This is a genomic window from Streptomyces sp. NPDC006476 (assembly GCF_040612015.1).
GTDB lineage: Bacteria > Actinomycetota > Actinomycetes > Streptomycetales > Streptomycetaceae > Streptomyces > Streptomyces griseorubiginosus_B.
The window spans coordinates 158,189-184,405 of the sequence record NZ_JBEXPK010000008.1; the positions used below are offsets into that span (position 1 = coordinate 158,189).

The window sequence follows — 26,217 nt, forward strand, 5'->3', positions numbered from 1 at the left end:
CGACTGTCGGTCAGCCCGCGAAGGCCGGTTGAGGGAGGCCCTTGCCTGCGCCCGGTACCACCAGCAGGGAGCCGGAGAGCGGGAGCGGGGCGGTCAGGCCGGTGCGGGCCGTGGTGATGTAGAGGTCGGTCAGGTCGGGGCCGCCGAAGGCGCAGGCCGTGGGGCGCGGGGTCGGCAGCTCGATGACGCGGTCCAGATCACCGGCGGGCGTGTAGCGCCGTACCGCTGCTCCGTCCCACAGCGCGACCCACACGCAGCCGTCCGCGTCCACCGTCAGCCCGTCCGGGAAGCCGGCGCCGTCCTCGATCCCGGCGAGCGGGCGCCGGTTGCCGACCCGCCCCTCACCGTCGTGGTCGAAGACGTCGATACGACGGGTCGGCGAGTCGATGTAATACATGAGCCGCCCGTCGGGGCTCCACCCGGTGCCGTTGCTGACGGCGACGTCGTCGAGGACGGTCCCCACGGCCCCCTCGCCGGTGAAACGGGCCAGCGTGCCGCCCCCCGGTGCCTCGTCGTAGCGCATGGTGCCGGCCCACAGCGAGCCGTCGGGCGCGACGGCGGCGTCGTTGCCGCGGCGGCCCGGGACGGGTTCGTGGTGCAGCCAGCGGAAGGCCCCGTCCGGGTCGACCAGCCCCACCCCGTCCCGAAGGTTCAGCACGAGCCCACCGCCGGCGCGCGGCTTGGCGGCGCCGACGTGCTGCTCGGTGACACGGACCGTGCGCCGCCCGGACCCGGGTTCATAGGTGTGCACGCGACTGCCGAGAATGTCGACCCAGATCAGCCGCCCGCCCTGCGCGTCCCAGGTGGGCCCCTCCCCCAGCTCGGCCTCGGCCCGGACCGCGACCTCGTACCCGTACGTCATACGACACTCCGGTGCCCGAGCCGCTCCGACAGTTCGGCGGCGCCCTTGGCGGCCAGTTGCTCCAGCTCGGCGCGGCGCTCGTCGCTCCAGCGGATCATGGGGACGGAGATGGACAGCGCGGCGACGACCTGCCCCGCACGGTCCTTCACAGGTGCCGCCACGCAGCTGACGTCCGGGTTGGACTCCCGGTTCTCCACCGCGAGGCCGCGCTGCCGGATCTGGGCGAGGGTCTCGCGCAGGGCGGCCGGGTCGGTGATGCTGTTGGGAGTCATCGCGACAAGCCTGGCGTCGTCCGGGATGCGCGCGGAGAGTTCCTGCTCCGGAAGGGAGGCCAGCAGCATCTTCCCGACGGACGTGCAGTGGGCGGGCAGCCGGCGGCCGGCGGCGGACACCATGCGCACCGCGTGCGTGGAGTCCACCTTGGCGATGTAGATGACGTCGGTGCCCTCGAGGATCGCCACGTGCACGGTCTCGTCACAGGTCTCGGCGACGGACCGGGCGACCTGCTGCCCCTCGGCGGCGAGGTCCAGCTGCTCGGCGTAACGGCTGCCGAGCTGGTACGGCCGTACGCCGAGCCGGTAGCGTCCGGGCTGCCCCGGGACCTGGACGATGTACGACCGGGCGGCGAGCGTGGTGACCAGCTCGTGCACGGTGGTGCGCGGCAGCTGCAGCTTGCGCACGATGTCGGGGGCGGAGAGCGTCCCGTCCCCGTCGAGGAAGAGCTCGAGAATGTCGAGAGCTCGGGTCACGGCAGGCACCAGGCGTCCCACAACCGGCCCCCTCCCTTGATTATCTGGGCGTCTGCGTTCGAAATTTCAACAGACGATCGGCATGACGAACACAGGCTAACGATGCGCGTTTGCCCGGGCAATGGTTCTGCGCTTCCGTTTGGCCGGTCCATGCCCGAACCTGTACCGGTGAGCGAGCTGAGTGAGGGGTCGGGAGACGGGCCCGTGCTGGTGACTGGTGGCAGTGGGTTTGTCGGGAGTCATCTGGTGCGGCGGCTGTTGGAGCGTGGGTATCGCGTCCGGGCCACCGTTCGCAGCGTCGGCAACGCCGCCAAGGTCGCGCCGCTGCGGGCCATGCAGGACGATCATCCCGGGCGGCTCGAGCTGTTCGAGGCCGATCTGCTGGTCGAGGGGGACTTCGACGAGCCCATGAAGGGGTGCGAGGTCGTGTTCCATGTGGCCTCGCCCTTCTTCATGCCGGAGAAGATCAAGGACGGGCAGCGGGACATGGTCGAGCCCGCGCTGAGCGGCACGCGGAACGTCGTCGGGAGCGTGGAGCGGACGCCGAGTGTGCGGCGGCTGGTGTTCACCTCCACCGTCGGTGCGATCTTCGGGGACTACGCGGACGTGCTGGAGATGGAGGGGCGGGTGTTGAGGGAGGGGTACATCAACACCACCAGCACCGTGGAGAACAACCCGTATCACTACGCCAAGACCGTTGCGGAGCAGGCCGCTTGGGAGGCCGAGAAGCGGCAGGACCGGTGGCGCATGGTCGCCGTCAACCCGGGGCTGGTGCTCGGGCCCTCGCTCACCCCCGCCTCCGAGTCCGGCAGCCTCTTCCTCCTGGAGGAGCTGTTCAAGGGGTACTTCTTCTACGGCGCCCCCGACTTCAGCTTCACCACGGCCGATGTACGGGACGTGGCGGACGCGCACATCGCCGCGGCCGAGGTGGCACAGGCGCACGGCCGGTACATCGTCGCCGCCGAGGAGATGACCTCCTTCCACGACATGGCCCGGATCATCCGGGGGCGGTATCCGAAGGACCTGCGGCTGCCCCGAACCCGCTTGCCGCACTGGCCCGTTCGCGTCCTCGGTCCCGCCTTCGGGCTGACCCAGGACTACATCCGCAAGCACCTCGGCATCAGGTTCCGGGTCGACAACAGCCGCAGCGTCGAGGAGTTGGGGATCAGCTACCGGCCGATCGAGGAGACCGTGCTGGACCACTACGAGGCGTGGCGCCGGCAGCGGTAGGGGGCGGCGGCTACCGCCGTCCCGTCTCCCCCAGCACCCCCCTCAACCTCTGCGCCCTCAACACCAGTTCCAGTTCGAAGCGGCGGTCCGGGTCGTCGATCTCGTCGCCCCACAACTCGCGGATCTGCCGCAGGCGGTAGCGCACCGTCTGTGGATGGACGCCGAGGCGGGCCGCCACCTCCGGCGCCCCGCCCCGCGTCTCCAGCCACGCCAGTAACGTCTCCGCCAGCCGGCGGCCGTGGGTGGGACCGCAGTGGGCCAGGGGGGCCAGGCAGCGCAGCGCCAGATCGTCGATCAGTTCCTCGGGCTGCAGAAGCACCAGGGCCTCGGTGTGTTCCGTGCAGTACAGAACGTCCCCGGCCGGCAGCAGCCGCCGTTCCATCAGCCGTACGGCCGCCTCGGCCCACCGCAGTGACTTCGCCGCGTCGGCCAGCGGGACGGGCGGGCCGATCGCCCCGGACCAGCCGGTCAGCGCGCGGTGCAGAAGCTCGGAGCGGCCGGCCGCGTCCGGTTCGGGCACGACCATACGGGGCTGCTCGTACTCCATGTCGAGCAGCACCCCCTGCCCGACGGCGGGCGCGACCGCCTCCCGGGCCGGGCGGAGCAGGACGCCGACGGCGACCTTGCGGGGCAGGGGCCAGCCGACGCGAGCGGCGCGCTCGGTCAGCGCGTCGGCCGTGTCTCCCCGATGGTGCTCGGCCAACAGCAGTTCCATCAGGCGGCGTTGGAGACGCAGCCGTTCCCCGGCCTGTCTGGCCGCCGCCTCCGCGTAACCGCGCACCGACTGGTCGACCAGGCCGTCGAGATACTCGTAGCCCGCGTCGACCAGTTCGTACATCGCGGGCGGCGGGATCTCGACGCGCTGGCCGATCTCGGCGAAACGGCGCCAGGCCAGGCGTACGCCCATGCGGTAGATCGCCTGCAGCGAGTCGAGGCTGCGCCCGTGCAGGCCCTCGCCCCTGCCGAACTCCTGGAAGACGCCCGGTGGGACCGTCGGGCGGCCCTCCGAGGTCTCCAGGTGCTGGACGAAGACCTCGATGGCGCGGCGGATGCCGACCAGGGCCATCGGCTCGCCCGACTCGTCCAGGACGACAGGCAGATGCGGGTACTCGCGGCGGATCTCGCGCAGGATCTCCTCGGCGAGTGCGGGTGCCTCCGCCATGGCGATGGCGGCGAACCGGCGGACCTGGAGGCGGGGGACATCGTGCCAGGCCGAGCGGGTGGTGGTGGCGGGTGAGCGGGCCGGCCCCACCGGTCAACTCCCTTGCCCGGCTTGCTCGTAGGTGATCAAAGGGGTGTTGGGCTGGTCGGGCGTGGCGTCGAGCAGGGCGACGATGCCGAGGGCGGCGCCCACGGCGAGGGCCGCGGCGGCCACGACGGTCAGCGCGGCGGCGAGCAGTCTGGACATCGCAGGGTCAGCCTCTCTGTCCGAAAGGTCGTCCCCACCCGGTGGTCCCACCCCTGCCTGTCGGCCCAGTCTCGACAAGCATTGACACCCCGTCAAGAGGCGCCTACGGTCTGCGGCCCATAGAGCGGCCCGAACTCCGTCAACCTTTCGCCCCTGGAGTATCCGGATGCGCCGTACAGCCTCACCCCTCTCTCTGATTCTGCTGGGAATCGGCACGTTTCTGCTGGTCCTGGCGCCGATGCTGGTCTGGTACGTCGAGCCGCGGGCCGCCGTGAACCCGATCGACATCGACACGACCGCCGTGTACCGCGGCACCGGCAGCTACTTCGACACGGACGAGATCAAGACCGTGCACGACCAGCGGATCACCGTCACCCAGCAGGTGCGCGGCAACGTCGCGGACAGCGAGAAGAGCGGCGACGCGGTGTGGGACGTGACGACGACCGTCGACACGGACAAGTCGCTGCCGGCCGCCGATCCGCACGACGCGCTGGAGTTCTTCCTGAACCGGTGGGTGACGAACCGGCGGACGAACCAGCCCGTGCACTGCTGCAAGGAGAATCCCTACTTCGAGGGCGACGCCTATCTCAAATTCCCCTTCGACGTGCACAAACGCTCCTACACCTGGTGGGACAACTCGCTCGGCGACACCGTGGTGCTGCACTACCGGGGTACGAAGAAGGTCCAGGGGTACACGGGTTACCGGTTCACCGGGACCGTCGCGCCCACGAAGATCGGGACGCGGCTGGTGCCGGGCACGATCGTCGGCCAGAAGAACAAGCCGCAGGTCCTGGCCGAGGAGTGGTACTCCAACCACGACATCGAGCTGGTCGCCGACCAGCGCACCGGCCGGGTGCTCTACGCCCAGGTCGGCCCGCGCCGGACCCTGCGCGCGCCGGGCTCGAAGAAGGACGCCGTCGTACTGCTCGACAGCCGGAAACTGGGGTTCACCACGGAGACGCAGAAGTCCCAGGTGAAACTCGCGAAGAAGGAGAGCGGTCAACTGCGCATGGTGGGTGAGACGTTGCCGATCGGTGCGGCTGTGGCCGGATTCGTACTGGCGGCGATTGGTGGTGCTCTGGTGGTACGAGGACGCAAGCGCCCCGAGTCGCCCGATTCATCCGCGCCTCAGCTCACGATGTGACATGACGTCAGTTCTAATAAAGCCGGAAATTGTCACGTCGGTGAGTAGCCCTGGCGAACGGCACGGCGAAAACTGTCCAACCCCACCCGAGCACAACCCGTCCACATCCCCCGCCCAGGAAGAGCTCAGTCCCCCCACAGCGAGTCCGGAAAGCCACCACTGAGTTCCGCACCCTGAGACGAGTTGGAGCACCCATGCCCCAGCACGTGCCCTCCCCGCTGCGCGCCGCACATCCCTGGGCGCCGCAGCACCTCTCGGCGCTCCCCCCACAGCCGCGCCGAATCGTTTTCCTCGCCCACCGGGACCTGGACAACCCGGCGGCCGGCGGCTCCGAGCTGCTGGTCGACCGGCTCGCCGAGGGGCTCACCGCCCACGGCCACCAGGTGACCCTGATCTGCGGCGGACCCGCGTCCTACCGCGACTACCGGGTCGTCTCCGCCGGCGGCGAGTTCGCCCACTATCTGCGCGCCCGCAGTGCCTTCGCCCGGCAGGTCGGTGAGACCGATCTGCTGGTCGAGGTCTGCAACGGCATGCCGTACCTGGCGCCCTACTGGCACCAAGGGCCCACGGTGTGCCTGGTCAACCATGTGCACACCGATCTGTGGAAGATGCGGTTCGGCGGGCCCCTCACGCCGGCCGCCCGGCTCGGCCGAAGACTTGAGCAGTGGGCGCTGACCGGTGCGCAGCACCGGAGTCTGCTGGTCGCGGTCTCTCCTTCCACCGCGCACGCGCTACGGGCGATCGGCGTCGAACGGGACCGCATCCGTGTCGTCCACAACGGTGTGGAGGAGCCGGGCCCCCGCGCCGACCGTTCGCCGGAGCCGCTGTTCGTGGCGGTGGGGCGGCTGGTCGAGTACAAGCGGATCGATCTGCTGCTCAGACTCTGGGAGCGGGTGCGGCCGGTCACCGGCGGCCGGCTGGTCATCGTCGGCGACGGACCCGAACGGGAGCGGCTTCAGCAACTCGCCGGTCCCGGCGTGGAGTTCGTCGGCCATGTCTCCGATGCCGAGAAGCACCGGCTGCTGTGCGCCGCCTGGCTGCTGCTGCATCCCTCGGCCGTGGAGGGCTGGGGGCTGGTCGTCACGGAGGCGGCGGCGCGGGAGACGCCGACGGTCGCCTTCGACGTGCCGGGGCTGCGGGACTCCGTCGTGGACGGGGAGACCGGTGTCCTCGCGCAGGGCGAGTCCTCGTTCGCCGCGGCCTGGTGCACGCTCGCCCTGTCGGGCCGCCGCCGCGAGGCGATGGGCAAGGCGGCACGTGACCGCGCGGCGCGTTTCCGCTGGCACCGCACCGTCAGACAGTTCCGCGCGGTGGCCGCAGAGGCGGTGAGGAGCTGGTCCCCGTGACCGGCCTCAAGGACCCCTCGATACGCCGCTCGGTCGCTCTCTTCCGTGCCTTCCGCCACGAACAGGACGACCCCGATGGCTGTTACGGGCTGCTCGCCCGGGACGCCGCCGACCAGGTCGAGGCCTACGACGGGTCAGTCGCCGGGCGTACGGTCGTGGACGTCGGTGGTGGTGGCGGTTGGTTCACCGAGGAGTTCCGGCGGCGGGGCGCGCACGCGTACCTCTTCGAACCGGATCTACGCGAACTCGGTGAGAAGCCGCCCGACGGCGCCGTGATCGCGGACGGCTATCTGCTGCCGCTCGCCGACGGGGTCGCGGACGTCACCTTCTCCTCGAACGTGCTGGAGCATGTCGCCGACCCGCAGACCTTCCTCAGCGAACTCGCGCGCGTGACCCGGCCCGGCGGCCTGATCTACGTGTCGTTCACCAACTGGCTGTCGCCCTGGGGCGGCCACGAGTGGGCGCCCTGGCACTACTTCGGCGCCGAGCGGGCCCGCGCCCGCTACCGGCGCCGTACCGGCAAGCCCGCCAAGCACACCCTCGGCGAGAACCTGTTCGCCGTCCACATCGGCACCACCCTGCGGCAGGTGCGCGCCCGCGACGACGTCACGGTCGTCTCGGCGCGCTCCCGCTACTGGCCGTTCCTCGCCGAGACCGTCGTGAAGGCGCCCGGCATCAGGGAGCTGGCCACCTGGAACCTCCTTCTCATCCTCCGGCGGTGTCCACCATGACGACGACCACGGTCCAGGCTCCCCCTCCGGCAGCCGTCCCCACCACCGCGGCCACCGCGGGTCCGCCCGAGGGACCGCGGTCGCGGCGCTGGCTGGCGGGGTTCTGGGCCGTGGTGTTCGTGCTGTTCCTGGTGGTGCACCCGGGGCGGCAGACCTTCGACACCAAGCTGGGTGTGACGGTCGACCCGGGAGCGTTCTTCTCCGACCTGGGGCAGTTGTGGCACGACCAGGGGTCCTTCGGCGGGATCCAGGACCAGTACGCCGGCTATCTGTGGCCGATGCTGCCGTTCTACTGGCTGGCGCACGTCCTCCATCTGCCGGTGTGGCTGGCCGAGCGGCTGTGGCTGTCGCTGATCGTGTCGGTGGCCTTCTGGGGTGCCCTGCGGCTGGCCGAGCGGCTGCGGGTCGGCAGCGGCGGATCACGGCTGCTCGCGGGGGTCGCGTACGCGCTGTGGCCGATGTTCACGATCGTCGTCGGCTCCACGTCGGCCGCCGCGCTGCCCGGTGCCTTTCTGCCGTGGGTGCTGCTGCCGCTGACCGACGAGCGCTACAGCGCGCGGATCGCCGCCCTGCGCTCGGCGCTCGTCGTGCCGTTCATGGGCGGCGTCAACGGCGCCTCCACGCTGGCCTCGCTGTTGCCGGTGGGGCTGTATCTGCTCTCCCGGCCGCCCGGTCCACGGCAACGGAAGCTCCTCGCGTGGTGGGTGCCGGGTGTGGTGGTGGCGACGGCATGGTGGTGGATCCCGCTGCTGATGCTCGGCGTCTACGGCGAGAACTTCCTTCCGTACGTGGAGACTTCGCAGACGACGACGGCCACCATGTCGGCGACGGAGGCGCTGCGCGGGGCCGGCAACTGGGTCGCGTATCTGCACTTCGGGCAGGCGTGGCTGCCGGCCGGCTGGACGGTCGCCGCGTCCGTGATCGTCATCGTCTGCTCGGCGCTGGCGGCCGGACTCGGCCTCGCGGGGCTGGCCCGACGGGACATGCCGGAGCGGCGCTGGCTGGTGCTGACCGTGGTATCGACCGTGCTGGTGCTGCTCGCCGGGTACGGCGGCGCGTTCGGCGCGCCCTTCCACGGGGTGGTGCAGGACTGGCTGAACGGCTGGCTGGTCCCCTTCCGCAACATCTACAAGTTCCAGACGGGCCTCGCCCTGGCGCTGGTGCTGGGCCTCGCCCATCTGGTGGGCGTGGCAACCGAGCCGCGCGGTGCCCGGCCCGTGCGGGGCCGCGGGTTCGCACCGCTGATCGTGGCGGTGCTGATCCTCCCGGGCCTGCTGTGGCCGTATCTGAACGGGTCGATCCTCAACCCGGGCTCCTTCCAGGAGTTGCCCAAGTACTGGAAGACCACGGCGAGTTGGCTGGAGAAGTACTCCCCCGACTCGCGTGCCCTGGTGGTCCCGGCCACCGCGCACGGCATCTACAACTGGGGCTCCCCCATCGACCAGCCCCTCGACGTCCTCGCCAAGTCCCGCTGGGCACAACGGGATTACGTCCCCTTCGGCACCCCCGGCAACCGGCGCGCGATGGACGCGGTCGAGGACGCGCTGGCCTCCGGAAGCGACGTCCCGGGGCTGGCCGACTACCTGAGCCGGGCCGGCATCTACTACGTCGTCGTCCGCAACGACCTCGATCCGAACCAGATCGGTGCGGTGCCGACCACGACCGTCAAGCGGACCCTGGAGCAGTCCGGGTATGTCCGGGTGACGGGCTTCGGACCGGTGATGACGGGGGGCGTGATCGCCCATGACGCCCCGCTCCAGGTGGAGGGGCTGTACCCGCGTCAGCGCGCGGTGGAGATCTACGAACCCGCCGACAAGAACGTCCCGCGCCCCGGCCAGGCGCATCTGCTGTCCGTGACCGACACGGCCGTCGTCTCCGGCGGCCCCGAGGCGCTGCTGCCGCTCGCCTCCCAGCTGCGCGACCGGGCGACCGTGCTGACCGGCGACAACACGCCCGGCCTCGGCACCCCGTCCCTGCAGATCGTCGGCGACGGACTGCGGCGCCAGGACACCCGGTTCGGGCTCGTCAGCGCCAACACGTCCTACACGTACACGAGTTCGGAGCGGAACTCACCGGACGCCACGCAGGACGCCGGCAGGAAGCCGCACCAGATCCTCCCCACCACGGGCCTCGACCACCAGACGGTGGCCCGGCTGCGCGGCGCCCGCACGGTGACCGCGTCCTCCAGTGGCAACTGGCTGTTCCACCTGCCCCAGTACGACCCCGTGAACGCCTTCGACGGCAACCCGGACACCGCGTGGACGGAGGGCGCGCCGGACACGGCGGACGGGCAGTGGCTGCGGATCGGCTTCAGCGGGACGTACGACATGCCGTCCTCGTTCAAGGTCACCCCGCTGCCGCAGGAGAGCGTGCGGTCGGCGGCGACGAAGGTGAGGGTGGAGACGGAGAAGGGGTCGAGGACCAGCTTCCTGCAGCCGAACGGCCAGACTCAGAGCATCAAGGCGCCTGCGGGCGGGACGAGTTGGATGAAGCTCACGATCGTCGACTCGGTGGCGCGCCACACCGGCCTCACCGGGGCGGGCTTCTCGGAGATCGCCCTGCCGCACGTCCAGGTGACGCGAGTGCTGCGGCTGCCGACGGACGCCGACGGCGCCGACGCCTCGGCCACGGAGATCTCCCTGCACCGCGCCCCCGACCCCACCGGCCTCTCCGCGACCGGCACGGAGAACGGGCTGCACCGCTCCTTCACCACGCCCACGGCGGGGACGTACACGATGAAGGCCGACGCGGCGCCGGTGACCGGTGAGGAGCTGGACAAGCTGCTCTACCGGGTCGCCCCCGACCAGCAGAACCGCATCGTGGCGACCGCCGACTCCACGGCGGCCCTCGGCGCGGGTCTGACCGCGCGCAACCTCACCGACGGTGACCTGACCACCGCGTGGATCGCGGGCGACCGGCCCACCATCCACCTCAGCTGGAACGGCAAACAGCCCATCGGGGAGGTCGTGCTGGCACCCGCCGGCGGGCTGTCGACCCGGGCCGCCCAGGTCGACATCAGCTCCCCGGACGGCGCGACGATCGCCGGCGTGGACGAGAACGGCGTGGTCCGCTTCGACCCGATCACCACCGACCGGCTGGACATCACGGTCACCCGGACGGCGCCGCTGACCCTGCACAACCCGGTCGCCGACGAGAACCTGCAACTCCCCGTGGGCTTCTCCGAGGCGTACATCCCGGCGCTGGACCAGTACCGCACCCGGCAGCCGAGCGCGAGCCGGACCTTCTCCCTGCCGTGCGGGGAGGGGCCGGACGTGGCGGTGGACGGGAAGCTGTACCAGACGGCCGTGAAGGGGACCGTACGGGATCTGACGCAGCGCCGACAGGTGGAGGTGACGCTCTGTCAGGAAGGCGTGGCCGAGGCGGACTTGGAGCTGACGTCCGGCACCCACCGGCTGGAGGCGGGGGACGCGGGACCGCTCGCGCTCACGGACGTCACGCTGACCCGGGGCACGGTCGCGACCCAGACCACGGCCGCGTCCCGCCAACTGACCGTACGGGACTGGCTGGGCGACCGCCGCGAGGTGACCGTCGGCTCGGGCGCGGCGACGTACCTGACGACGTACGAGAACTACAACGACGGCTGGAAGGCCACGCTGAACGGCAAGGAACTCACCCCGGTCCGCCTCGACGGCTGGCAGCAGGGCTGGCGGGTCCCGGCCGGGTCGGGCGGCACGGTCAAGCTGTCGTACGAGCCCGCGACGACGTACAAGGCCGGACTGATCGGCGGTGCGGTGGGGCTGGCGGTGCTGATCGGCCTGGTCGTCTGGCGCCGCCGCGAGCCCAACCCCGACCAGCCGCAGCGGGTCGCCCCGTTGCCGGGTCTGTGGCTCGGCACGGTGGCCCTGACGGTGGTGGCCGTACTGATCGCCGGCTGGTTCGCCCTGCTCGTCCCTGCCCTGGCACTGCTCGCGTACCGCCGGCACACCCTGCTCGTCCCTATCGCCTTCGTCGCCCTCGCGGGCGCCGGCATCGCGGCGGCGACGGGCGCCGGCGAGCCCCCGGGCGCGGGCCACGGCGCGTTCGGCCATCCAGCCCAACTCCTGGCGCTCATTGGCCTGTTCGCCGGCGTGGTCGCCGTACGCGAGCCGGACGAGGGCCCGGGCTCCACAGCGATCCTGCCCCCTGCGACAGCGGGCAGCGCGACGGGCCTCACGACCGGAACGACACCAGGCTCGGAGGCACCGACACAGACTCTGCCGAGACGCGGCCGCCGGGAGATCGGACAACGCACACCGGACACGGAGACGGAGAGGGAGAGGGAGAGGGAGACGGAGAGGGAGAGGGAGGGCGAACTGCGGACTCCGGGAGAGCGGACGCCGGAGTCCGGACTGAGCGGCGAGCCGTCCGCCTCCGGCAACACCGTGTCCGCGCGCGGGCCCGGAGCCGTCGAGTCCGATCCGCCGACCACTCGGTTCCCCTCGCGCAAGCCGGGGCCGCCCACGGAGAAGCAGGAGCCGGAGGACGGCAGGGGGAGGGCAACGTCATGACCGCACTGGAGCACCCCGCTCGCGCCGACGGACCGGTGCGGCCGCCGGTCCGCATACCGTTCCCGGTCGTGGACGAGGTCGCCCGGCACTGCCTCCAGGAGGAGGAACCGGAGACGGTCCACATCGAGGTCCATCTCCCGGGCCGGCTCGACCGCGACCGTCTGCGGGCGTCGTTCGCCGAGGCCCTGCGCCGCCACCCGCGCATCCTGATGCGCGAGGCGCCGGGACACTGGTACCGGCGCCGCTACGAGTGGGAGCTGACGCCGGAACCGGACGTCGAGGTGGTCACCTTCCCGCCGGGCGGACGCGGCGCGCTCCGGGACGCCCGCACCCGCGCCCTGACGACGGCCCCGCCCCTGACCCTGTCCCCACCGATCCGCCTTGAGGTGGTGGAGGGCCCGGGACCGGTGGAGGGCAGCGAGGCCACGGACGCGGTCGGCGCGGCCCCCGCGGCCACGCCCCGTCGGCCCGACGCGACCGCGGGCAAGGGCATCGTCCTCTTCCTCACCATCAACCACACCGCCCTGGACGGCCCCGCCTGCCTCCGCGTCCTCGCCACCGCCGCCGAGCTCTACGGCGGCCAGGACAACTCCCCCGCCGCACCCCCCGTCCGCACCCCCGAATCCCCGCCGCCCACCGCAGAGACTCCCTCCAACTGGTCCCCGCCCGCCCGCGTGGCCCCCGGCACCCCCGAGCCGTCCCCCGGCAACGGCATGCTCGTCACCGACCTCCCCCTCCCCCACCGCCCCAAGGGCTCCCCCTACACGGTGAACGACCAGCTGATGGTCACCACCGCCCTCACCATCGCCCACTGGAACAGGGAACACGGCGCGGAGCCCCGCCCCCTCCGCATCACCATGCCCGTGGACGACCGCCCCAGGGACGCCACCATGCCCATCGGCAACGGCACCCGGCTGGTCGAAGTCCCGTTCTCAACAGAGGAGTTGGGCGCGCACAGAGCCTCCGACATGCCCGGCCTCCTGCAGCGCACAGCGACCCGCACCCGTGCCCTCAAATCCCTCCCCCGCCCCCAACTCGGCCACGGGGCAGCCCTGCTGACCGCCCCGGTCACCCCCGTGGCCTGGCGCGCGGCCCTCACCCGCGGGCTGCGCCGGGCCGCCGCCCCCTGGACCTCGACCACGCTGCTCAGCAACATCGGCCGCATCCCCTACCCCCTGGACTTCGGCGAGGAGGCCGGTCGCGCGCACGCCGTCTGGTTCTCGGCCCCCGCCCGCATGCCCCGGGGCCTCACCGTCACCACCGCCTCCACCGCGGGCCGGCTGCACCTGGCCCTGCGCTGGTCGCGTGCCCTGCTCAGCCACGGCGACGGCGCCCACCTCAGGGACCTGTTCGAGCACTATCTGCACTCGACGGAGGTCAGCCCATGACGACCACCGCCCCCCGCCCCAAGGACCTCCGCGACTTCTACGAGGACCCGTCCGTCCCCGTCGCCTCCGGCACCCCCCGTAGCCTCCGCCAGGCCCGCATGCTCGCCGGCGCCCTCGGCCCGGCGACGGGCGGGGGCACCCCGCGCACCGTCCTCGACATCGGCTGCGGCGACGGCACGGCGGCCGCCACCGCGGCCTCCCTGCTCGCGGGCCACCGCATCGTCGGCGTCGACTGGTCCCAGGACGCCCTCCGACGGGCCCGCGCCCACCTGTCGTACACCATCCGCGGCGAACTCACCGGCGGCGGACTGCCGTTCCGGACCGGTTCCGCGGACGCCGTGCTGTTCAGCGAGGTGATCGAGCACCTCGTCGACCCCGACGCGGCCCTCGACGAGATCCGCCGTGTCCTGCGCCCCGGGGGCCATCTCATGCTCTCCACACCCAACTTGGCGGCCTGGTACAACCGCGCCCTGCTGGCGGCGGGCGTGCAGCCGGTGTTCTCCGAGGTGAGTCTGAGAGGGATCCACGGGCGGCCCGGGACGGAGGTCGTGGGTCATCTGCGGCTCTACACCGCCCGCGCACTGCGGGAGTTCGTCACCGCGTCCGGCTTCGAGGTCGTACGACTGGAAGGGGCCCCCTTCCACGGCGTACCGCGCCCCCTGCGCACCCTCGACCGGCTGGCCTGCTCGAGACCGTCGCTCGCCTCGATCCTTCTGCTGCACGCGCGGAAGACCTAGGGGGCGCGCCATGTGGTGGGGAGTGATCGCGGCCCTGATGGCGAACACCCTGTACAGCCTCGGTTTCGTCCTGGAGAAGCGGGCCCTGACCTCGCTGCCCGAGGTGTCGATCCGACAGCCCGCCCGGCTGCTGCGGCTGGTGCTGGGCAGTCCGCTGTGGATCGGCGGTTCCCTGGCCCTCGCCTCCGGCTTCGGCGCACAGCTCGTCGTCTACCGGACGCTTCCGATCGCCGCAGCGCAGGGCATCTTCGTCTCCGGCCTGGTGCTCCTGGTGCTGCTCTCCGCCCGGCTGCTGGGCGAGGAGACCACGGGCCGGGAACGGTACGCCCTCGGCGCGATCCTCGCGGCCCTGCTGATGGTCGTGCTCTCGCTCAAGGAGGGCTCGGACACGGTCAGCCGCAGCGCCCCGTACCAGCTGATCCTGTTGGTGTGCGTGCCGTCGCTGGCGGGTGGCGTGTGGCTGTACGGCGCCGCGGAGCGCCGTTCCCGACACCGGCACCGCGCGCCGACGACCGGCGTGGAGTACGGCGTGGCGGTGGGCCTGCTGTACGGCGTCAGCTCGCTCGCGATCAAGGGCGTGTCGAGCTATCTCACCACAAGTGGGCTGGGGGGTGCGGTCGTTGACGTACTGCGCTCCCCGTACCCGTACATCCTCATGTTCACCGGCGCGTTCGGCCTCGTCATGTCGCAGGCCGCGCTGCAGCGGTGCCGGGCCTCGCTGATCGTGCCGGTGTGCACGACGGTGACCTGTCTCTACACCGCCGTACTCGGCACGTTGTCGTTCGGCGAGGCGCTCCCCCACGACCCGCTGCGCCTCGCCCTGCGTCTCGCGGGTACCGCGCTCGCCGTCTCCGTCCTGCTGGCCATGCCCAAGCACGACACCGCACCACAACAACCCCCCATCGGTGCCAAGGAGTTGACACCATGAACCCCGACGACCCGCTGCTGCGGATCCTGGCCTGCCCGCTGGACAAGGGCCCGCTGCACCTGCTCGTACCGGACGGGCCGGCGGCCGAGGAAGCCCTCTACAACCCACGCCTGCACCGCCGTTACCCCATCGTCGACGGCATCCCGCAGCTGCTGCCCTCCTCAGGCGAGCAGGTGTCGGACGACGAGCACGAGGCTCTCTTGAAACGGATGGCCCAGTGACCCGGACCCGCACGATGGCCGCCCGGCTGGCCCCCCTCCTCCCCGTCCGGCTGGTCGCCGCCACCGCCCGGGCCGTCTACCCGCGCTTCGAGCCCGAGCTGGCCCGTCTCGGCGAGCTCTGTCCGGCCGACTGCCGGACGGCCGTGGACGTCGGCGGCTGGTACGGCCCGTGGACCCGCCGTCTGGCGAGACGGGCCCGCCGGGTGGTGACCGTCGAGCCAGTCCCGCACCTGGCCCGGCTGCTGACCTCCGCCGCCCCGCCGAACGTCCGGGTCGTCCAGGCCGCCGCCTCCGACCGCCCCGGCATCGCCCGGCTGTGGCTGCCGCCGGACGACGCGGGCGACCGGGGTGTGTCCTCCCTGGTCCGCCGGGACATCCACGCCCGCGCCCTGGACGTCCCGTGCGTCACCCTCGACGAACTCGGCCTGCGGGACGTCGGTTTCATCAAGATCGACGTGGACGGCAACGAACTGGCCGTCCTGCGCGGCGCGACCGGCGTCCTGTCCCGCGACCGCCCGGCGCTGTTCGTGGAGTTGGAGTCCCGCATCCAGCCGATCGCCCCGGTGGTGACGTACCTGTCGCTGCTCGGCTACGACGGCTGGGTGCTGCCCGGCACCAGCTGGGTCCCCCTGGCCCGCTTCCCCCTGGAGGCCCACCAGGCGTCCGTCCAGCACGTCGTCGCCCAGGGCCTGCTGGGCCGCGTCCTGCCCTTCCGCAGCCACCCGCGCTACGTCAACTCGGTCCTGTTCCTCCCGGACGGCCGCCGCCCCGGTGTCAGTGGCCTGAGCGACCATGGAGGACATGCCGTCCGCGAAGCGCCCCGCTAGTCCCTTCACTCCCCTCGACTTCCAACTGGTCCTGCTGCGCCGCATGGCCGACCACAACCCGGACCTGGTGGAGGACGCCCGGCACACGCTGGGCGTCTCCATCGCGGACATGCGGGAGGCCAACAAGCGCTGGCAGGCGATGCTGCACTCCTCCCGGTCCCGTGCGGCGGCCTCCCGCTACCGCTCCGTCCTGGGCGCACCCGAGTCGGTGGTGCAGCGCCGGATCGGCGACCTGGACTGCGAGGCCCTGCTGTGGCCGGTCCCCCTCTGGCCCGACCTGCGCTTCGAGGTCCTGCTCGCCCCCAACGGCGCGGTCTGGAACGAGTGGCTGATCCGCGCGCCGCACGCCCGGGGACCGCTGCTCAGGACGATCGCCGACCTGACCCCCTGGTCCTGCACGGTCGACGAGACCGCCCGCGCCTTCGCCCCCGCCCGCCCCCTGGAGGGCACGGCCCCCACCCGCTGGGGCCTGGCGTTCACGGCCCCGGACGAGGAGGGGACGACACGGCGGGAGGTGGTCGCGGAGTTCACCTGGGGCCTGCTGCAGCGCGTGGCCGTCAACGGCTGAACCGCCGGCTCACCTGTCGGCCGCCTCCAGTACCGCCGCCACGACCTTCTCCACCGACCCCGGATGCAGGAACAGGAACAGGTTCGGCTCCACCAGCTCCAGCTCCATCACCCGCGGCTGTCCGTCGTCCCCGTCCACGAGGTCCACGCGCGCGTACAGCAGCTTCGGCGCGTCCGGTACGGCGGCCAGAGCGCGTTCGGCGACGGCGAGTTCGGCCGGGGTCGGCGTCCAGGGCTCCAGGTCGGGGTGGGGCACCTTGTCGGCGTCGTAGGCGGCACCGGGTTCGAGGACGGCCCGCTTGCGGCTGGCGTGCAGCAGACGGCCGCCGAAGAACTGCAGCGCGCGCTCACCGCCGGTGTCGATGGCGCGCATGTACGGCTGCACCATCGCCGTGAACCCCTCCTCGTGCATGCGCTGGAGATGCCGTACGGCCTCCTCGCGCTGCCCGGGCGTGTAACGCGCCGCATACCGGGCCCCCGCGCCGGAGGTGGGCTTGACGACGTACTCGTGGTCCTCGGGGAGGTCCGGGGCGTCGCCGGGGGCGAGGTAGCGGGTGGGGACCACGGGCACGCCGGCCGCGGCGAGGTCGCCGACGTACCGCTTGTCGGTGTTCCAGCGCACCACCTCGGCCGGGTTGGCGAGCCGGGTGGCCGTGCCGCACTTGTGCGCCCAGGCCACGAACTCGGCCGCGCGCCAGCTGTAGTCCCAGGTCGAGCGGATGACGACCAGGTCGTACGCGGCCCAGTCGGCCTCGGTGTCGTCCCAGCACACGGCGTCCGCCTCGGCCCCCGCCTCGCGCAGCGCGGCCAGCAGCACGGGCAGGTCGCGGTCGCGGTTGGGCAGAGGCCGGGAATCGTAGGTGGCGAGGGCGATGCGGGGCACGGGGGACTCCGTTCGGGTGCGGGCCGGACCATCGCAGGCTAACCAGGACGGCCACGACCACGGCAACCGGTTTGACCTTCCCCCTCGGGGAAGCCCCAGCATCGGGCGAGGAACGAAAGGGGCGAGGAACGGATGGGGCGGGGATGGAATGCCATGGAAATGCTGACGATCGGTGCCTTCGCCACGGCCTCCCGGCTGTCCCCGAAGGCGCTGCGCCTGTACGACGAGCTGGACCTGCTGCGTCCGGCCCGCGTCGACCCGGACACCGGTTACCGCTACTACGCGGCCGACCAGCTGGAACAGGCCCGGCTGGTGGCCTGGCTGCGACGGCTGGGGATGCCGCTGGCCCGTATCCGCGAGGTGTGCGCGCTACGCCCGGCGGAGGCGGCCCGGGAGATCCGCGCGTACTGGTCGCGGGTGGAGGCGGAGCCGGCGGTACGGCGGGACCTCGCCGCGTTCCTCGTCGAGGAGCTCCTGCGGGAGCCGGGAAAGGACACCGACATGCTGGAACTGCGCTACTTCGCCCACTCCCACCCCGGCCGGGTGCGCCCCGCCAACCAGGACACGGCGTACGCGGGGGCGCGGCTGCTCGCGGTGGCCGACGGTTACGGGCCGGCCGGGGCGCCCGCGAGCAGCGCGGCCGTGGAGGCCCTGCGCTTCCTGGACACGGACGAGCTGCCGGCGGGGGACGTCCTGAACGTGCTGGAGGAGGCGGTGCGGGGCGCGACCGAGGCGGTCCGTGACGTGTCCGACGGCGCCGACGAGAACGGCACGACCCTGACCGCCCTCCTCTGGACGGGCTCCCGGCTCGCCCTGGTCCACATCGGCGACTGCCGCGCCTATCTGCTCCGCGACGGCGGACTGTTCCGGATCACGCACGACCACACGATGGTCCAGTCGCTGATCGACGAGGGCCGTCTCACCCCGGAGGAAGCGACGGCCCATCCGCAGCGCAGCCTACTCCTCAAGGCCCTCACCACCGGCACCCCGGACCTGGGGCTGCACGAGACGAGGCCGGGCGACCGCTACCTGCTGTGCTCCGACGGCCTCCCCACGGTCGTCCCCGACGCCCGCGTGCGCACCCTCCTCGCCGGCGCGCGGACGCCCGCCGAGGCGGTCCACGGCCTGGTCACGGAGGCCAACGCGGCGGGCGGCCCGGACAACGTCAGCTGTGTGGTGGCGGACGTGGTGCCGGCGTAGGCGCCCGCACCCGGTCCGTCACTCGTGGGTAGGGTCCAGTTCTGACCGGACTCAACGCTCGCGTGCACACGGACAGGAGATCGCGTGTCCTCTCTCTTCCCGGCCCTGGAGAGCCCGCACGGGCAGGTCGCCCTGCGGTTCGGCGACCGGTCGATGACCTATGCCGAGCTGGCGGGCGCGACCGGTGCCCTGGCGGCACGGCTGCCCGTCGGCAGCAGAGTCGCGGTGTGGGCCACGCCCGCGCTGGAGACCGCCGTCGCGGTGGTCGCCGCGCTGCGCGCCGGGGTGGCCGCCGTGCCGCTCAACCCGAAGTCGGGCGAGAAGGAGCTCGGGCACATCCTGTCCGACAGCGCACCGGTCCTGGTCCTGGCCGCGCCCGGCGACGAACTCCCCTCGCCGGTACGGGACTTGGCGCGCCTGGATGTCGAGGTCACCGGCGCCGGGAGCACCCTCCCCTCCCCCGCCGTCGCCGATGAGGACCCCGCCCTCGTCGTCTACACCTCCGGCACCACCGGCCCGCCCAAGGGCGCCGTCATCCCCCGTCGGGCGATCGCGCACACCCTGGACGCGCTCGCCGACGCCTGGCAGTGGACCGGCGACGACGTCCTCGTGCACGGGCTGCCGCTGTTCCATGTGCACGGCCTGGTGCTGGGCATCCTCGGCCCGCTCCGGCGCGGCGGCTCGGTCCGGCACCTGGGCCGCTTCACCACCGAGGGCGTGGCGCACGAGCTCGACAACGGCGCCACCATGCTGTTCGGCGTACCGACGATGTACCACCGCATCGCCCAGGCCCTGCCGGAGCAACCGGAGCTGGGCCGGGCGCTGGGCCGGGCCCGGCTGCTCGTCTCCGGCTCCGCGGCCCTCCCCGTGCACGACCACGAGCGCATCACGGCAGCGACCGGACAGCGGGTCGTGGAGCGCTACGGCATGACGGAGACGCTGATGAACACCAGCGTCCGGGCGGACGGCGAGCCGCGCCCCGGCACCGTCGGCCTGCCGCTGCCGGGCGTGGACCTGCGGCTCGTGGAGGAGGACGGGACGCCGATCACGGCGTACGACGGCGAGACCGTGGGCGAGATCCAGGTGCGTGGCCCGAACCTCTTCACCGGCTACCTCAACCGGCCCGACGCCACCGCCGGGGCCTTCACCGCCGACGGCTGGTTCCGCACCGGCGACATGGCGGTGCGCGACCCCGACGGCTACGTCCGGATCGTCGGCCGCAAGGCCACCGACCTGATCAAGAGCGGGGGTTACAAGATCGGGGCCGGAGAGATCGAGAACGCGCTGCTGGAGCATCCGGGGGTCCGGGAGGCGGCGGTGACCGGGGAGCCGGACGCGGACCTGGGCGAGCGGATCGTGGCCTGGGTGGTACCGGCTGACCCCCAGTCACCCCCGTCCGACAGCGAGTTGGCGGACCATGTCGCGCGCCGCCTCGCCCCCCACAAGCGCCCCCGAGTCGTGCACTTCCTCTCCTCCCTCCCCCGCAACGACATGGGCAAGATCATGAAGCGGGCCCTGACCCGTGACTGACACCGAACGCCTCGCGGCCCGAGAGTTCCTCGCACTGCTCACGGACCCCGCCACCTTCACCGAACTCCCCTCCCCCACCCGGGAGTCCGCCCCCGACGGCCCCCTCACCTGGCAGGGTTACGACGCCTCACGCGCCCGCGCCACCGAACGCACCGGCGAGTCGGAGTCCGTGGTCTGCGGCACCGCGAGCGTCCTGGGCACGCGGGCCGTGCTGATCGCCTTCGAGTTCGGCTTCCTCGGCGGCTCGCTCGGCGAACGCACCGGCGACCGGCTGGAGGCGGCGTACGGCCACGCCCGCGAACAGGGTCTGCCGGTCGTCCCCCTGGTCGCCACGGGCGGCAGCCGCATGCAGGAGGGCATGCTCGCCCTGACCCAACTCCAGCGTGTGGCCCGCCAGTCGGCGCTCACGCGAGAGGCCGGACTGCCCCAGATCGCCGTCCTGCGCGACCCGACGACGGGCGGCGGCTGGGCCACCCTGGGTGCCGGAGCGGACATCGTCCTCGCGCTCCCCCGGGCCCAGGTCGGCTTCGCCGGCTCCCGGGTGCGTCCACCCGACGCGGACCCGTCGGCGTACACGGCGGAGGCCCAGGTGGCGAACGGCACGGCGGACGCGGTGGTACCACTGGCGGAACTCCGGCAGACGCTGGGCCTTTGGCTGCGACTGCTGACGGACGGAGGGACGGGCGGGGGGAAGCAGCGGGGAACGGACGGGCACGCCGAGTTCTTCGGCATGGTCGGTGACACACCAGTACCCCGGTCCGGCATCGAACCCGCCCCCGTGCCCCACGCCCTCGGCTCCACCGACCTCCCACGCACCGGCTGGGAGGCCGTGCAACGGGCTCGTTCGCCTCAACGCCCGCGCGCCGAAGCCTACTTGGACACCTACTTCACCCGTCGCCTCGCTCTCAGCGGTGACCGGTGCGGTGGCACCGATCCCGGGATGCTCTGCGGGTTCGGTGAGCGGGACGGTCGTACCGTCGCCTTCGCCGCGCAGGCCGGCACCGCGACCCGGCCCGCCGGCTACCGCACCGCCGCCCGGCTGATCCGTCTCGCGGACCGGCTCGGGATTCCCGTCCTGACCCTGGTGGACACCCCCGGCGCCGCGAATGACGCGGAGGCCGAGCGGCAGGGCGCCGGGGCGGCGATCGCGGAACTGTTCGGCGCGGTGGCCGCCGCCCGCACCCCGATCACGACCCTGGTCATCGGCGAGGGCGGTTCCGGCGGCGCGCTGGCCCTGGCGGCCCCCGGCAACACGTACGCCACCCCGGACGGCTACTTCTCCGTCATCGCACCGGAGCTCGCGGCCGCGATCCTGAAACGCCCGCCACAACAGGCCGAACCGACCGCCGACCAACTCCGCATCCGCCCGCAGGACTTGGTGGACCTGGGCGTCATCCGCGGCATCTCGGGGCCGCCACCGCGCGGGCGTCAGGCATGAACGGCAGTGGGCTTTATTTCTGCTTTACATGAGGCTATATACTGCAAAACCCCCATTCAGCCGCACCCCACCCGGCCCCCTCCAAGCGGCGCCACCACTCCCACCCCCGCACGATTCCAGTAAGGCTCGCCGCACGGCGGGCCGAGGAACGAGGTCCGCCCACCCGGCGGTCCCCACGGTCTGTGCTCTCGGGAGGACCCGCCATGACCGCCAGTCTGGAGCAGCTGCGCCGCTGCCATTTCGCCGTCGACCTGGGGGCGGCCCGGACCCGCGTCTATGTGAAGGGCGCCGGACTCGTCGTCGACCAGCCCTCCGTCGCCGCCGTGAACACCAAGACCGGCGCCCTGATCGCCGTCGGCGAGTTCGCGGAGAAGATGACGGGCCGTACCCCGCACTACATCCGCGTCGTCCGCCCCGTCTCCGGCGGAACCGTCGTCGACATCGAGATGGCGCAGCGCATGCTCCGGCACCTGCTCGGCGACAAGGTCCGCCGCACCCTGCGCCGCAAGCCCTTCCTGCGCGCGGCGGCGTGCACCCCGCACGACGCCGATCCGCTCGCCCAGCGGGCCGCCATCGAGACGCTCGTGGGGCTGGGCGCCCGGCGCGTGGAACTGGTGGACACCCTCATCGCCGCCGCCGTGGGGTGCGGGCTGCCCGTGGAGCGCCCGGAAGCCACCATGATCATGGTGTGCGGGGCCGCGGCCACCCAGGTGGCCGTGCTGTCCCTGGGGTCCATCGTGACCGCCGAGCGCGTCCCCGTGGGCGGTGAGGCCGTGGACCATGCCATCGTCCAACATCTGCGCCACGAGCACGAGTTGATGCTGCCCAGCCAGTCGGTACGGCCCCTGCAGCTCGCCCTCTCCGGCAACGGCCTCACCCTCCAGGGGCCCGCCTCCACCGAGATCCACGGACGGGACGTCGCCACCGGCCTCGCCCGTTCCGTGCGGGTCGACACCGCCGCCGTACGGGACGCCATCGAGACGCCCCTGACCGCCGTGCTCGACGGCATCGGACGCGTCCTGCGCGACTGCCCGCCCGACCTGGTCGCCGACCTCGCCGACCGCGGAATCATGATGGTCGGCGGCTCCGCCCTGCTCCCCGGCCTCGACCAGATGCTCCGCGCGGCCACCGGCATGCCGGTGCACATCGCCGAACGGCCGGACGTGTGCGCCGTACAGGGTCTGGGGTACATGCTGGAGGGCAAGATCGAGCCACTGGTCCTCGACCCGCTGGCCACCTGAGCCTCGAGGACCCGGGTCCACCATGGGCCACCCGGCCCCGGCGGTCACCGGATGTGAACCGGTGCGCCCCGTGCGCGCCATGTCGCCCTGGGTTAGGGTGTATTCACCGATGGTGACGGGAGGGGACGCTCCGTGACAATCCATACCACCCAGTTCCTCGACGCGGCGGCCGCGGCCCCCCGCCTCAGCGTCACCCGCATCGGGGTGACCGGACACCGCTCGATCCCGCCGTCCGTCCTGCCCTACGTCCGGTCCGCCCTGCGGCGCGAATTCAGGGCCGGGGGCGTCGAGTTGGAGGCCATCAGCAGTCTGGCGGCCGGCGCCGACCAGTTGTTCGCGGACATCGCACTGGCCCATGGCGTCCCGGTGACGGCCGTGATACCGGGCATGGACTACGAGGCCCATCTGGGCGACGCCGAGACCCGCAGCACCTACCGCAGGCTCCTGGGCTCCTGCGCGACCCGCGTCGACCTGCCCCTCCAACCGACGCACGAGGAGGCGTACTTCGCGGCGGGCCGCTGGATCGTGGACCACTCCGACCGGCTGATCGCCGTCTGGGACGGCCGCCCGGCCCGCGGCCCGGGCGGCACGGGCGACATCGTGGCGTACGCGCGGCGCACCGGGGTGCCGGTGACCGTGCTGTGGCGGGACGGCGTGCACCGGGACTGACACGCACCCGCCGTCCCCTGCCACCAACTGCCCTCAACTGCCCTCAACTGCCGAACCGCACCAGCCACTCCGTGTGCGCCGGTGACATCAGACGCTCCGCCTCCCCCACCGCGTCGGCCCACCCCGCCTCCGTCACCGTGGTGGACATCGCGATCCGGGCCGTCTCCAGGTCCTGTTCGATGAGGGAGTGGGCGTGGGTCAGCGGTCCGTGCCGCCGTACCTCCTGCCAGGCGACGCCCGCCGCCGCGGCCGCGCTCAGCAGTCCCGCGAGGTCCGCGCCCCCGATCAGCCCGAAGGCACGCAGCATGGCCGCCGTCAGCGCCAGCAGGGTCAGGACGGCGGTGACGGCCGACCAGCGGGCGGCGGCGCGGTGCGCTCGCGAGGCCCGGTTCTTGTACCAGACCGTCTGCTCCAGGAGCCGGTCGCGCAGATAGATGTCCCGGCGTGCGGCGAACGACTTGGCCCGTACCGCCCGCATCTGCGGAGTGATCTGCCCCTCGCCCCGCTCCCACGTCCCCCCACGGGAGTCCTCCCAGCCGCAACTGCGCAGCTCCCGCAGCCGCTCCTCCAGCCGCGCCGCGAACACGGCGTCCGGGTCCGCGACCCGGGAGTGAAAGGGGCCGCCGTGCACCATGTACTGCCAGGCCAGCGACTTCAGCACTTCGGCCGCCGCCCGGTGCGCCTGCCAGCGGGCCCGGGAGCGGCGGCGCGAGGTGCGCAGCCCGAGGGCGATAGTCGCCGCGTACAGCGCGGCGGCGCACACCGTCCACACATGCCCGGAGGCCCGCTCGGTCAGCGCGGCGGCCGTGGTGGCCAGGAGAAGCACGATGAGGTGAGTGCGGACGGCCCGGAAGGACTCGCTCTGATGACGCAGCGCCCACTGGTCACTCACCCGGAACAGCGGTGGCAGGTCCTGATCGCTCAGTGTCGTGCTCGGTACGGGAGATGTCGCGGCTCCCATGAAGCCCCCTGAGTCCACTGCGCGCCCCCGAGTCTCCGCGCGCCCCCGGCTTCCAGCGTAAAAAGTGAATGCGTAAGGAAGCCAGTCCCGCGCGGCGGAGGTTCGCGGCAGCCGTCAGCGCCCGAACCAGCAGCGCACCGTCGTCCCCTCGTCGTCGGTGTGCAGGCGGACCAGGTCGGCGACCAGGTTGACCAACAGCAGGCCGCGGCCGCCGCGTTGGTCGCGGGAGGCGGGCCGGCGGCCGGCCAGGGGGTCGGTGATGCGGCCCGCGTCCCGTACCTCGCACACCACGGAGTCGCCCTCCGCCCACACCCGCATTGAGCCCGAACCGCCGCCGTGCACCACGCTGTTGGTGGTCAGTTCGGCGGTGACCAGGGCCAGGTCCTCGAGCCGCGCGGACGTCAGGCCCAGCCGGGCGGCCTCGGCCACGGCCAGGTGGCGCACGTCGCTGAGGGAGGCGGCCCGGAAGGCGAACACCGGGGCGTCCGGGACCGGCGGCAGGGGTTCGTTGTAGCGGGCGACGATCTCGCCGGGGGCGTACGCGCTGCTGTCCTCCGCCACGCCGGACCCGCCACGCACAAGGGTGGGGTGGGTGGCGTAGGCGTCGGCGATGACCTCGGGGGCCAGCCGCCGGGTGTCGTACGGGCACAGGATGGTCGCCGTACGCCCCTGGAAGGCGGCATTGATCAGCGCCTCGTGCTGGACGCAGGCGGGGTACTCGGTGGCGCTGCGGCCGGCCCAGATCGGCTCGCCGATGATGTGGACGCGGGTGCCGGAGGGCTGGGCGTCGGTGAAGGCCCGCAGCACGCCGGGGATGATCCGGCCGGGGTTGCGGCCGGCCTCCCGCATGTCCAGGAACCGTACGGCGTCGGCGGCGGCCCCCAGGCCGTCGCGGATCAGCCGGAGGTTCTCCGTCGGCACGGCGACGGCGACCGGTTCACCGGCCTTGAGGGCCGCCCGGACGAAGGGGACGGTGCCCTCCAGGTACTCCCGCTCGTCGGTGTAGAAGAGTGCGGGGTGGACAAAGGGGTCGTGGCGCTCGGTCGTGACGGTCATGGCGTATGCACCTCGATCGCCGGCAGCCCGGGCCAGAACATGTCCAGCAGGCGACGCAGGGTCGGTGGCGGTTGCTGCAGCACGATCCTCCTGCCCTCCTCGAGGGTCTGCGCGGCGGCCGCCAGCGCGCCCGCTCCCGCCACGTCGACGAAGGTCACGGCCGACAGCTCCAGCCGGTACACCCGCCCACCCTCGCGCACGGCCCGCTCCAGGGCCCGTTCCCAGTCGACGCGCGTCACCAGGCTCACCTCGCCCGCCACGCGCAGCCCATGGCACCCCGGCAGCGAGGACACCGTCAGCAACGGCGGTGACACCTCGGCCGGACGGGGAGCCTGGTTCCGGACACCCACGCGGTCTCCTCTCCCACCACGGGCTTCCGTACCCTACCCTCCGTCTTCTGGACGATTGGGGGGTACCCGCGACACGGGCCGGTCATTCCCCGCCCACTCCTCCGCTCATTCCCCGTCACGGGGGTATACACCGGCGCGCTTCGGGCAGGCGTCTGTCAGCACCGCCAGGTCCCCGCGGGGTTCCGGTACGGCCTCGCGGCCACACCCGGTGGCGATCGGTGACTCAACGTCGAGACGACTGTC

Annotated in this window: 24 protein-coding genes; 16 read left to right on the top strand and 8 right to left on the bottom strand. The window is 72.4% G+C overall.

Annotated features, from left to right (window positions below; genetic code table 11):
* Positions 1 to 10: 10 nt before the first annotated feature.
* Positions 11 to 862 carry an SMP-30/gluconolactonase/LRE family protein gene (locus ABZZ74_RS11625; RefSeq protein WP_356763583.1) on the bottom strand — a complete coding sequence of 284 codons (852 nt, stop codon included), beginning with the start codon at positions 860 to 862 and terminating at the stop codon, positions 11 to 13.
* A complete protein-coding gene (locus ABZZ74_RS11630; protein WP_208782252.1) occupies positions 859 to 1,632 on the bottom strand; it encodes an IclR family transcriptional regulator in 774 nt (257 codons plus the stop codon). Before ABZZ74_RS11630 ends, ABZZ74_RS11625 begins: the two co-directional genes overlap by 4 nt.
* Positions 1,633 to 1,779: 147 nt before the next feature.
* Here ABZZ74_RS11630 and ABZZ74_RS11635 point away from each other — a divergent pair, with 147 nt between their 5' ends.
* A complete protein-coding gene (locus tag ABZZ74_RS11635; RefSeq protein WP_356763585.1) occupies positions 1,780 to 2,841 on the top strand; it encodes an NAD-dependent epimerase/dehydratase family protein in 1,062 nt (353 codons plus the stop codon).
* Positions 2,842 to 2,851: 10 nt separating this feature from the next.
* Here ABZZ74_RS11635 and ABZZ74_RS11640 read toward each other — a convergent pair whose 3' ends face one another.
* Together ABZZ74_RS11640 and ABZZ74_RS11645 are read right to left on the bottom strand one after the other, a co-directional pair.
* Positions 2,852 to 4,093, bottom strand: a complete 1,242-nt coding sequence (locus ABZZ74_RS11640; protein ID WP_356763587.1) for a helix-turn-helix domain-containing protein — start codon at positions 4,091 to 4,093, stop codon at positions 2,852 to 2,854.
* Positions 4,094 to 4,096: 3 nt separating this feature from the next.
* The gene (locus ABZZ74_RS11645) at positions 4,097 to 4,249 is read right to left on the bottom strand and encodes a hypothetical protein (protein ID WP_174267325.1); all 153 of its coding nucleotides are present in this window, start codon (positions 4,247 to 4,249) and stop codon (positions 4,097 to 4,099) included.
* Positions 4,250 to 4,415: 166 nt separating this feature from the next.
* On the opposite strand from ABZZ74_RS11645, the gene ABZZ74_RS11650 reads away from it, so the two are divergent.
* From ABZZ74_RS11650 to ABZZ74_RS11695, 10 genes are all read left to right on the top strand, one after another.
* Positions 4,416 to 5,393, top strand: a complete 978-nt coding sequence (locus ABZZ74_RS11650; protein ID WP_356763590.1) for a DUF3068 domain-containing protein — start codon at positions 4,416 to 4,418, stop codon at positions 5,391 to 5,393.
* Positions 5,394 to 5,587: 194 nt separating this feature from the next.
* Positions 5,588 to 6,739 (top strand): glycosyltransferase family 4 protein, encoded by a 1,152-nt coding sequence (locus tag ABZZ74_RS11655; protein ID WP_356763592.1) that lies wholly within the window; start codon positions 5,588 to 5,590, stop codon positions 6,737 to 6,739.
* The gene (locus ABZZ74_RS11660) at positions 6,736 to 7,470 is read left to right on the top strand and encodes a class I SAM-dependent methyltransferase (protein WP_356763594.1); all 735 of its coding nucleotides are present in this window, start codon (positions 6,736 to 6,738) and stop codon (positions 7,468 to 7,470) included. Before ABZZ74_RS11655 ends, ABZZ74_RS11660 begins: the two co-directional genes overlap by 4 nt.
* Positions 7,467 to 11,978 (top strand): alpha-(1->3)-arabinofuranosyltransferase family protein, encoded by a 4,512-nt coding sequence (locus tag ABZZ74_RS11665; protein WP_356763596.1) that lies wholly within the window; start codon positions 7,467 to 7,469, stop codon positions 11,976 to 11,978. The genes ABZZ74_RS11660 and ABZZ74_RS11665 overlap by 4 nt, the downstream gene beginning before the upstream one ends.
* Positions 11,975 to 13,366: a condensation protein gene (locus tag ABZZ74_RS11670; RefSeq protein WP_356763598.1), complete on the top strand. Its 1,392-nt coding sequence runs from the start codon at positions 11,975 to 11,977 to the stop codon at positions 13,364 to 13,366. The genes ABZZ74_RS11665 and ABZZ74_RS11670 overlap by 4 nt, the downstream gene beginning before the upstream one ends.
* Entirely contained in the window at positions 13,363 to 14,103 is a 741-nt protein-coding gene (locus ABZZ74_RS11675) for a class I SAM-dependent methyltransferase (RefSeq protein ID WP_356763600.1), read from the top strand. The genes ABZZ74_RS11670 and ABZZ74_RS11675 overlap by 4 nt, the downstream gene beginning before the upstream one ends.
* Positions 14,104 to 14,125: 22 nt before the next feature.
* Positions 14,126 to 15,031, top strand: coding sequence for a hypothetical protein (locus ABZZ74_RS11680; RefSeq protein ID WP_356763746.1), 906 nt, complete (start codon positions 14,126 to 14,128; stop codon positions 15,029 to 15,031).
* On the top strand, positions 15,028 to 15,252 hold the full coding sequence (locus tag ABZZ74_RS11685) for a Trm112 family protein (protein WP_356763602.1): 225 nt from the start codon (positions 15,028 to 15,030) through the stop codon (positions 15,250 to 15,252). Before ABZZ74_RS11680 ends, ABZZ74_RS11685 begins: the two co-directional genes overlap by 4 nt.
* 14 nt (positions 15,253 to 15,266) lie before the next feature.
* Positions 15,267 to 16,079, top strand: a complete 813-nt coding sequence (locus tag ABZZ74_RS11690; protein WP_356763748.1) for an FkbM family methyltransferase — start codon at positions 15,267 to 15,269, stop codon at positions 16,077 to 16,079.
* Entirely contained in the window at positions 16,045 to 16,647 is a 603-nt protein-coding gene (locus ABZZ74_RS11695; RefSeq protein WP_356763604.1) for a hypothetical protein, read from the top strand. The genes ABZZ74_RS11690 and ABZZ74_RS11695 overlap by 35 nt, the downstream gene beginning before the upstream one ends.
* A 9-nt stretch (positions 16,648 to 16,656) precedes the next feature.
* Here the strand turns inward: ABZZ74_RS11695 and ABZZ74_RS11700 are convergent, their stop codons facing one another.
* Positions 16,657 to 17,529 (bottom strand): hypothetical protein, encoded by an 873-nt coding sequence (locus ABZZ74_RS11700; RefSeq protein ID WP_356763606.1) that lies wholly within the window; start codon positions 17,527 to 17,529, stop codon positions 16,657 to 16,659.
* A 153-nt stretch (positions 17,530 to 17,682) separates the two neighbouring features.
* Between ABZZ74_RS11700 and ABZZ74_RS11705 the strand changes: the two genes are divergently transcribed.
* From ABZZ74_RS11705 to ABZZ74_RS11725, 5 genes are all read left to right on the top strand, one after another.
* Complete coding sequence (locus ABZZ74_RS11705) at positions 17,683 to 18,729, top strand: MerR family transcriptional regulator (RefSeq protein WP_356763608.1); 1,047 nt, start codon at positions 17,683 to 17,685, stop codon at positions 18,727 to 18,729.
* Between the two features lie 84 nt (positions 18,730 to 18,813).
* Positions 18,814 to 20,259 (top strand): acyl-CoA synthetase, encoded by a 1,446-nt coding sequence (locus tag ABZZ74_RS11710; RefSeq protein ID WP_356763610.1) that lies wholly within the window; start codon positions 18,814 to 18,816, stop codon positions 20,257 to 20,259.
* On the top strand, positions 20,252 to 21,697 hold the full coding sequence (locus tag ABZZ74_RS11715; RefSeq protein ID WP_356763612.1) for a carboxyl transferase domain-containing protein: 1,446 nt from the start codon (positions 20,252 to 20,254) through the stop codon (positions 21,695 to 21,697). Before ABZZ74_RS11710 ends, ABZZ74_RS11715 begins: the two co-directional genes overlap by 8 nt.
* 203 nt (positions 21,698 to 21,900) lie before the next feature.
* Positions 21,901 to 22,938, top strand: coding sequence for a rod shape-determining protein (locus ABZZ74_RS11720; RefSeq protein ID WP_356763614.1), 1,038 nt, complete (start codon positions 21,901 to 21,903; stop codon positions 22,936 to 22,938).
* Positions 22,939 to 23,070: 132 nt separating this feature from the next.
* A complete protein-coding gene (locus ABZZ74_RS11725; protein WP_356763616.1) occupies positions 23,071 to 23,607 on the top strand; it encodes a hypothetical protein in 537 nt (178 codons plus the stop codon).
* Positions 23,608 to 23,650: 43 nt separating this feature from the next.
* Here the strand turns inward: ABZZ74_RS11725 and ABZZ74_RS11730 are convergent, their stop codons facing one another.
* From ABZZ74_RS11730 to ABZZ74_RS11740, 3 genes are all read right to left on the bottom strand, one after another.
* Positions 23,651 to 24,568 carry a DUF4231 domain-containing protein gene (locus tag ABZZ74_RS11730; RefSeq protein WP_356763618.1) on the bottom strand — a complete coding sequence of 306 codons (918 nt, stop codon included), beginning with the start codon at positions 24,566 to 24,568 and terminating at the stop codon, positions 23,651 to 23,653.
* 114 nt (positions 24,569 to 24,682) lie between these two features.
* The gene (locus tag ABZZ74_RS11735; RefSeq protein WP_356763620.1) at positions 24,683 to 25,624 is read right to left on the bottom strand and encodes a sensor histidine kinase; all 942 of its coding nucleotides are present in this window, start codon (positions 25,622 to 25,624) and stop codon (positions 24,683 to 24,685) included.
* Positions 25,621 to 25,974, bottom strand: a complete 354-nt coding sequence (locus tag ABZZ74_RS11740) for an STAS domain-containing protein (RefSeq protein WP_356763622.1) — start codon at positions 25,972 to 25,974, stop codon at positions 25,621 to 25,623. Before ABZZ74_RS11740 ends, ABZZ74_RS11735 begins: the two co-directional genes overlap by 4 nt.
* Positions 25,975 to 26,217 lie beyond the last annotated feature (243 nt).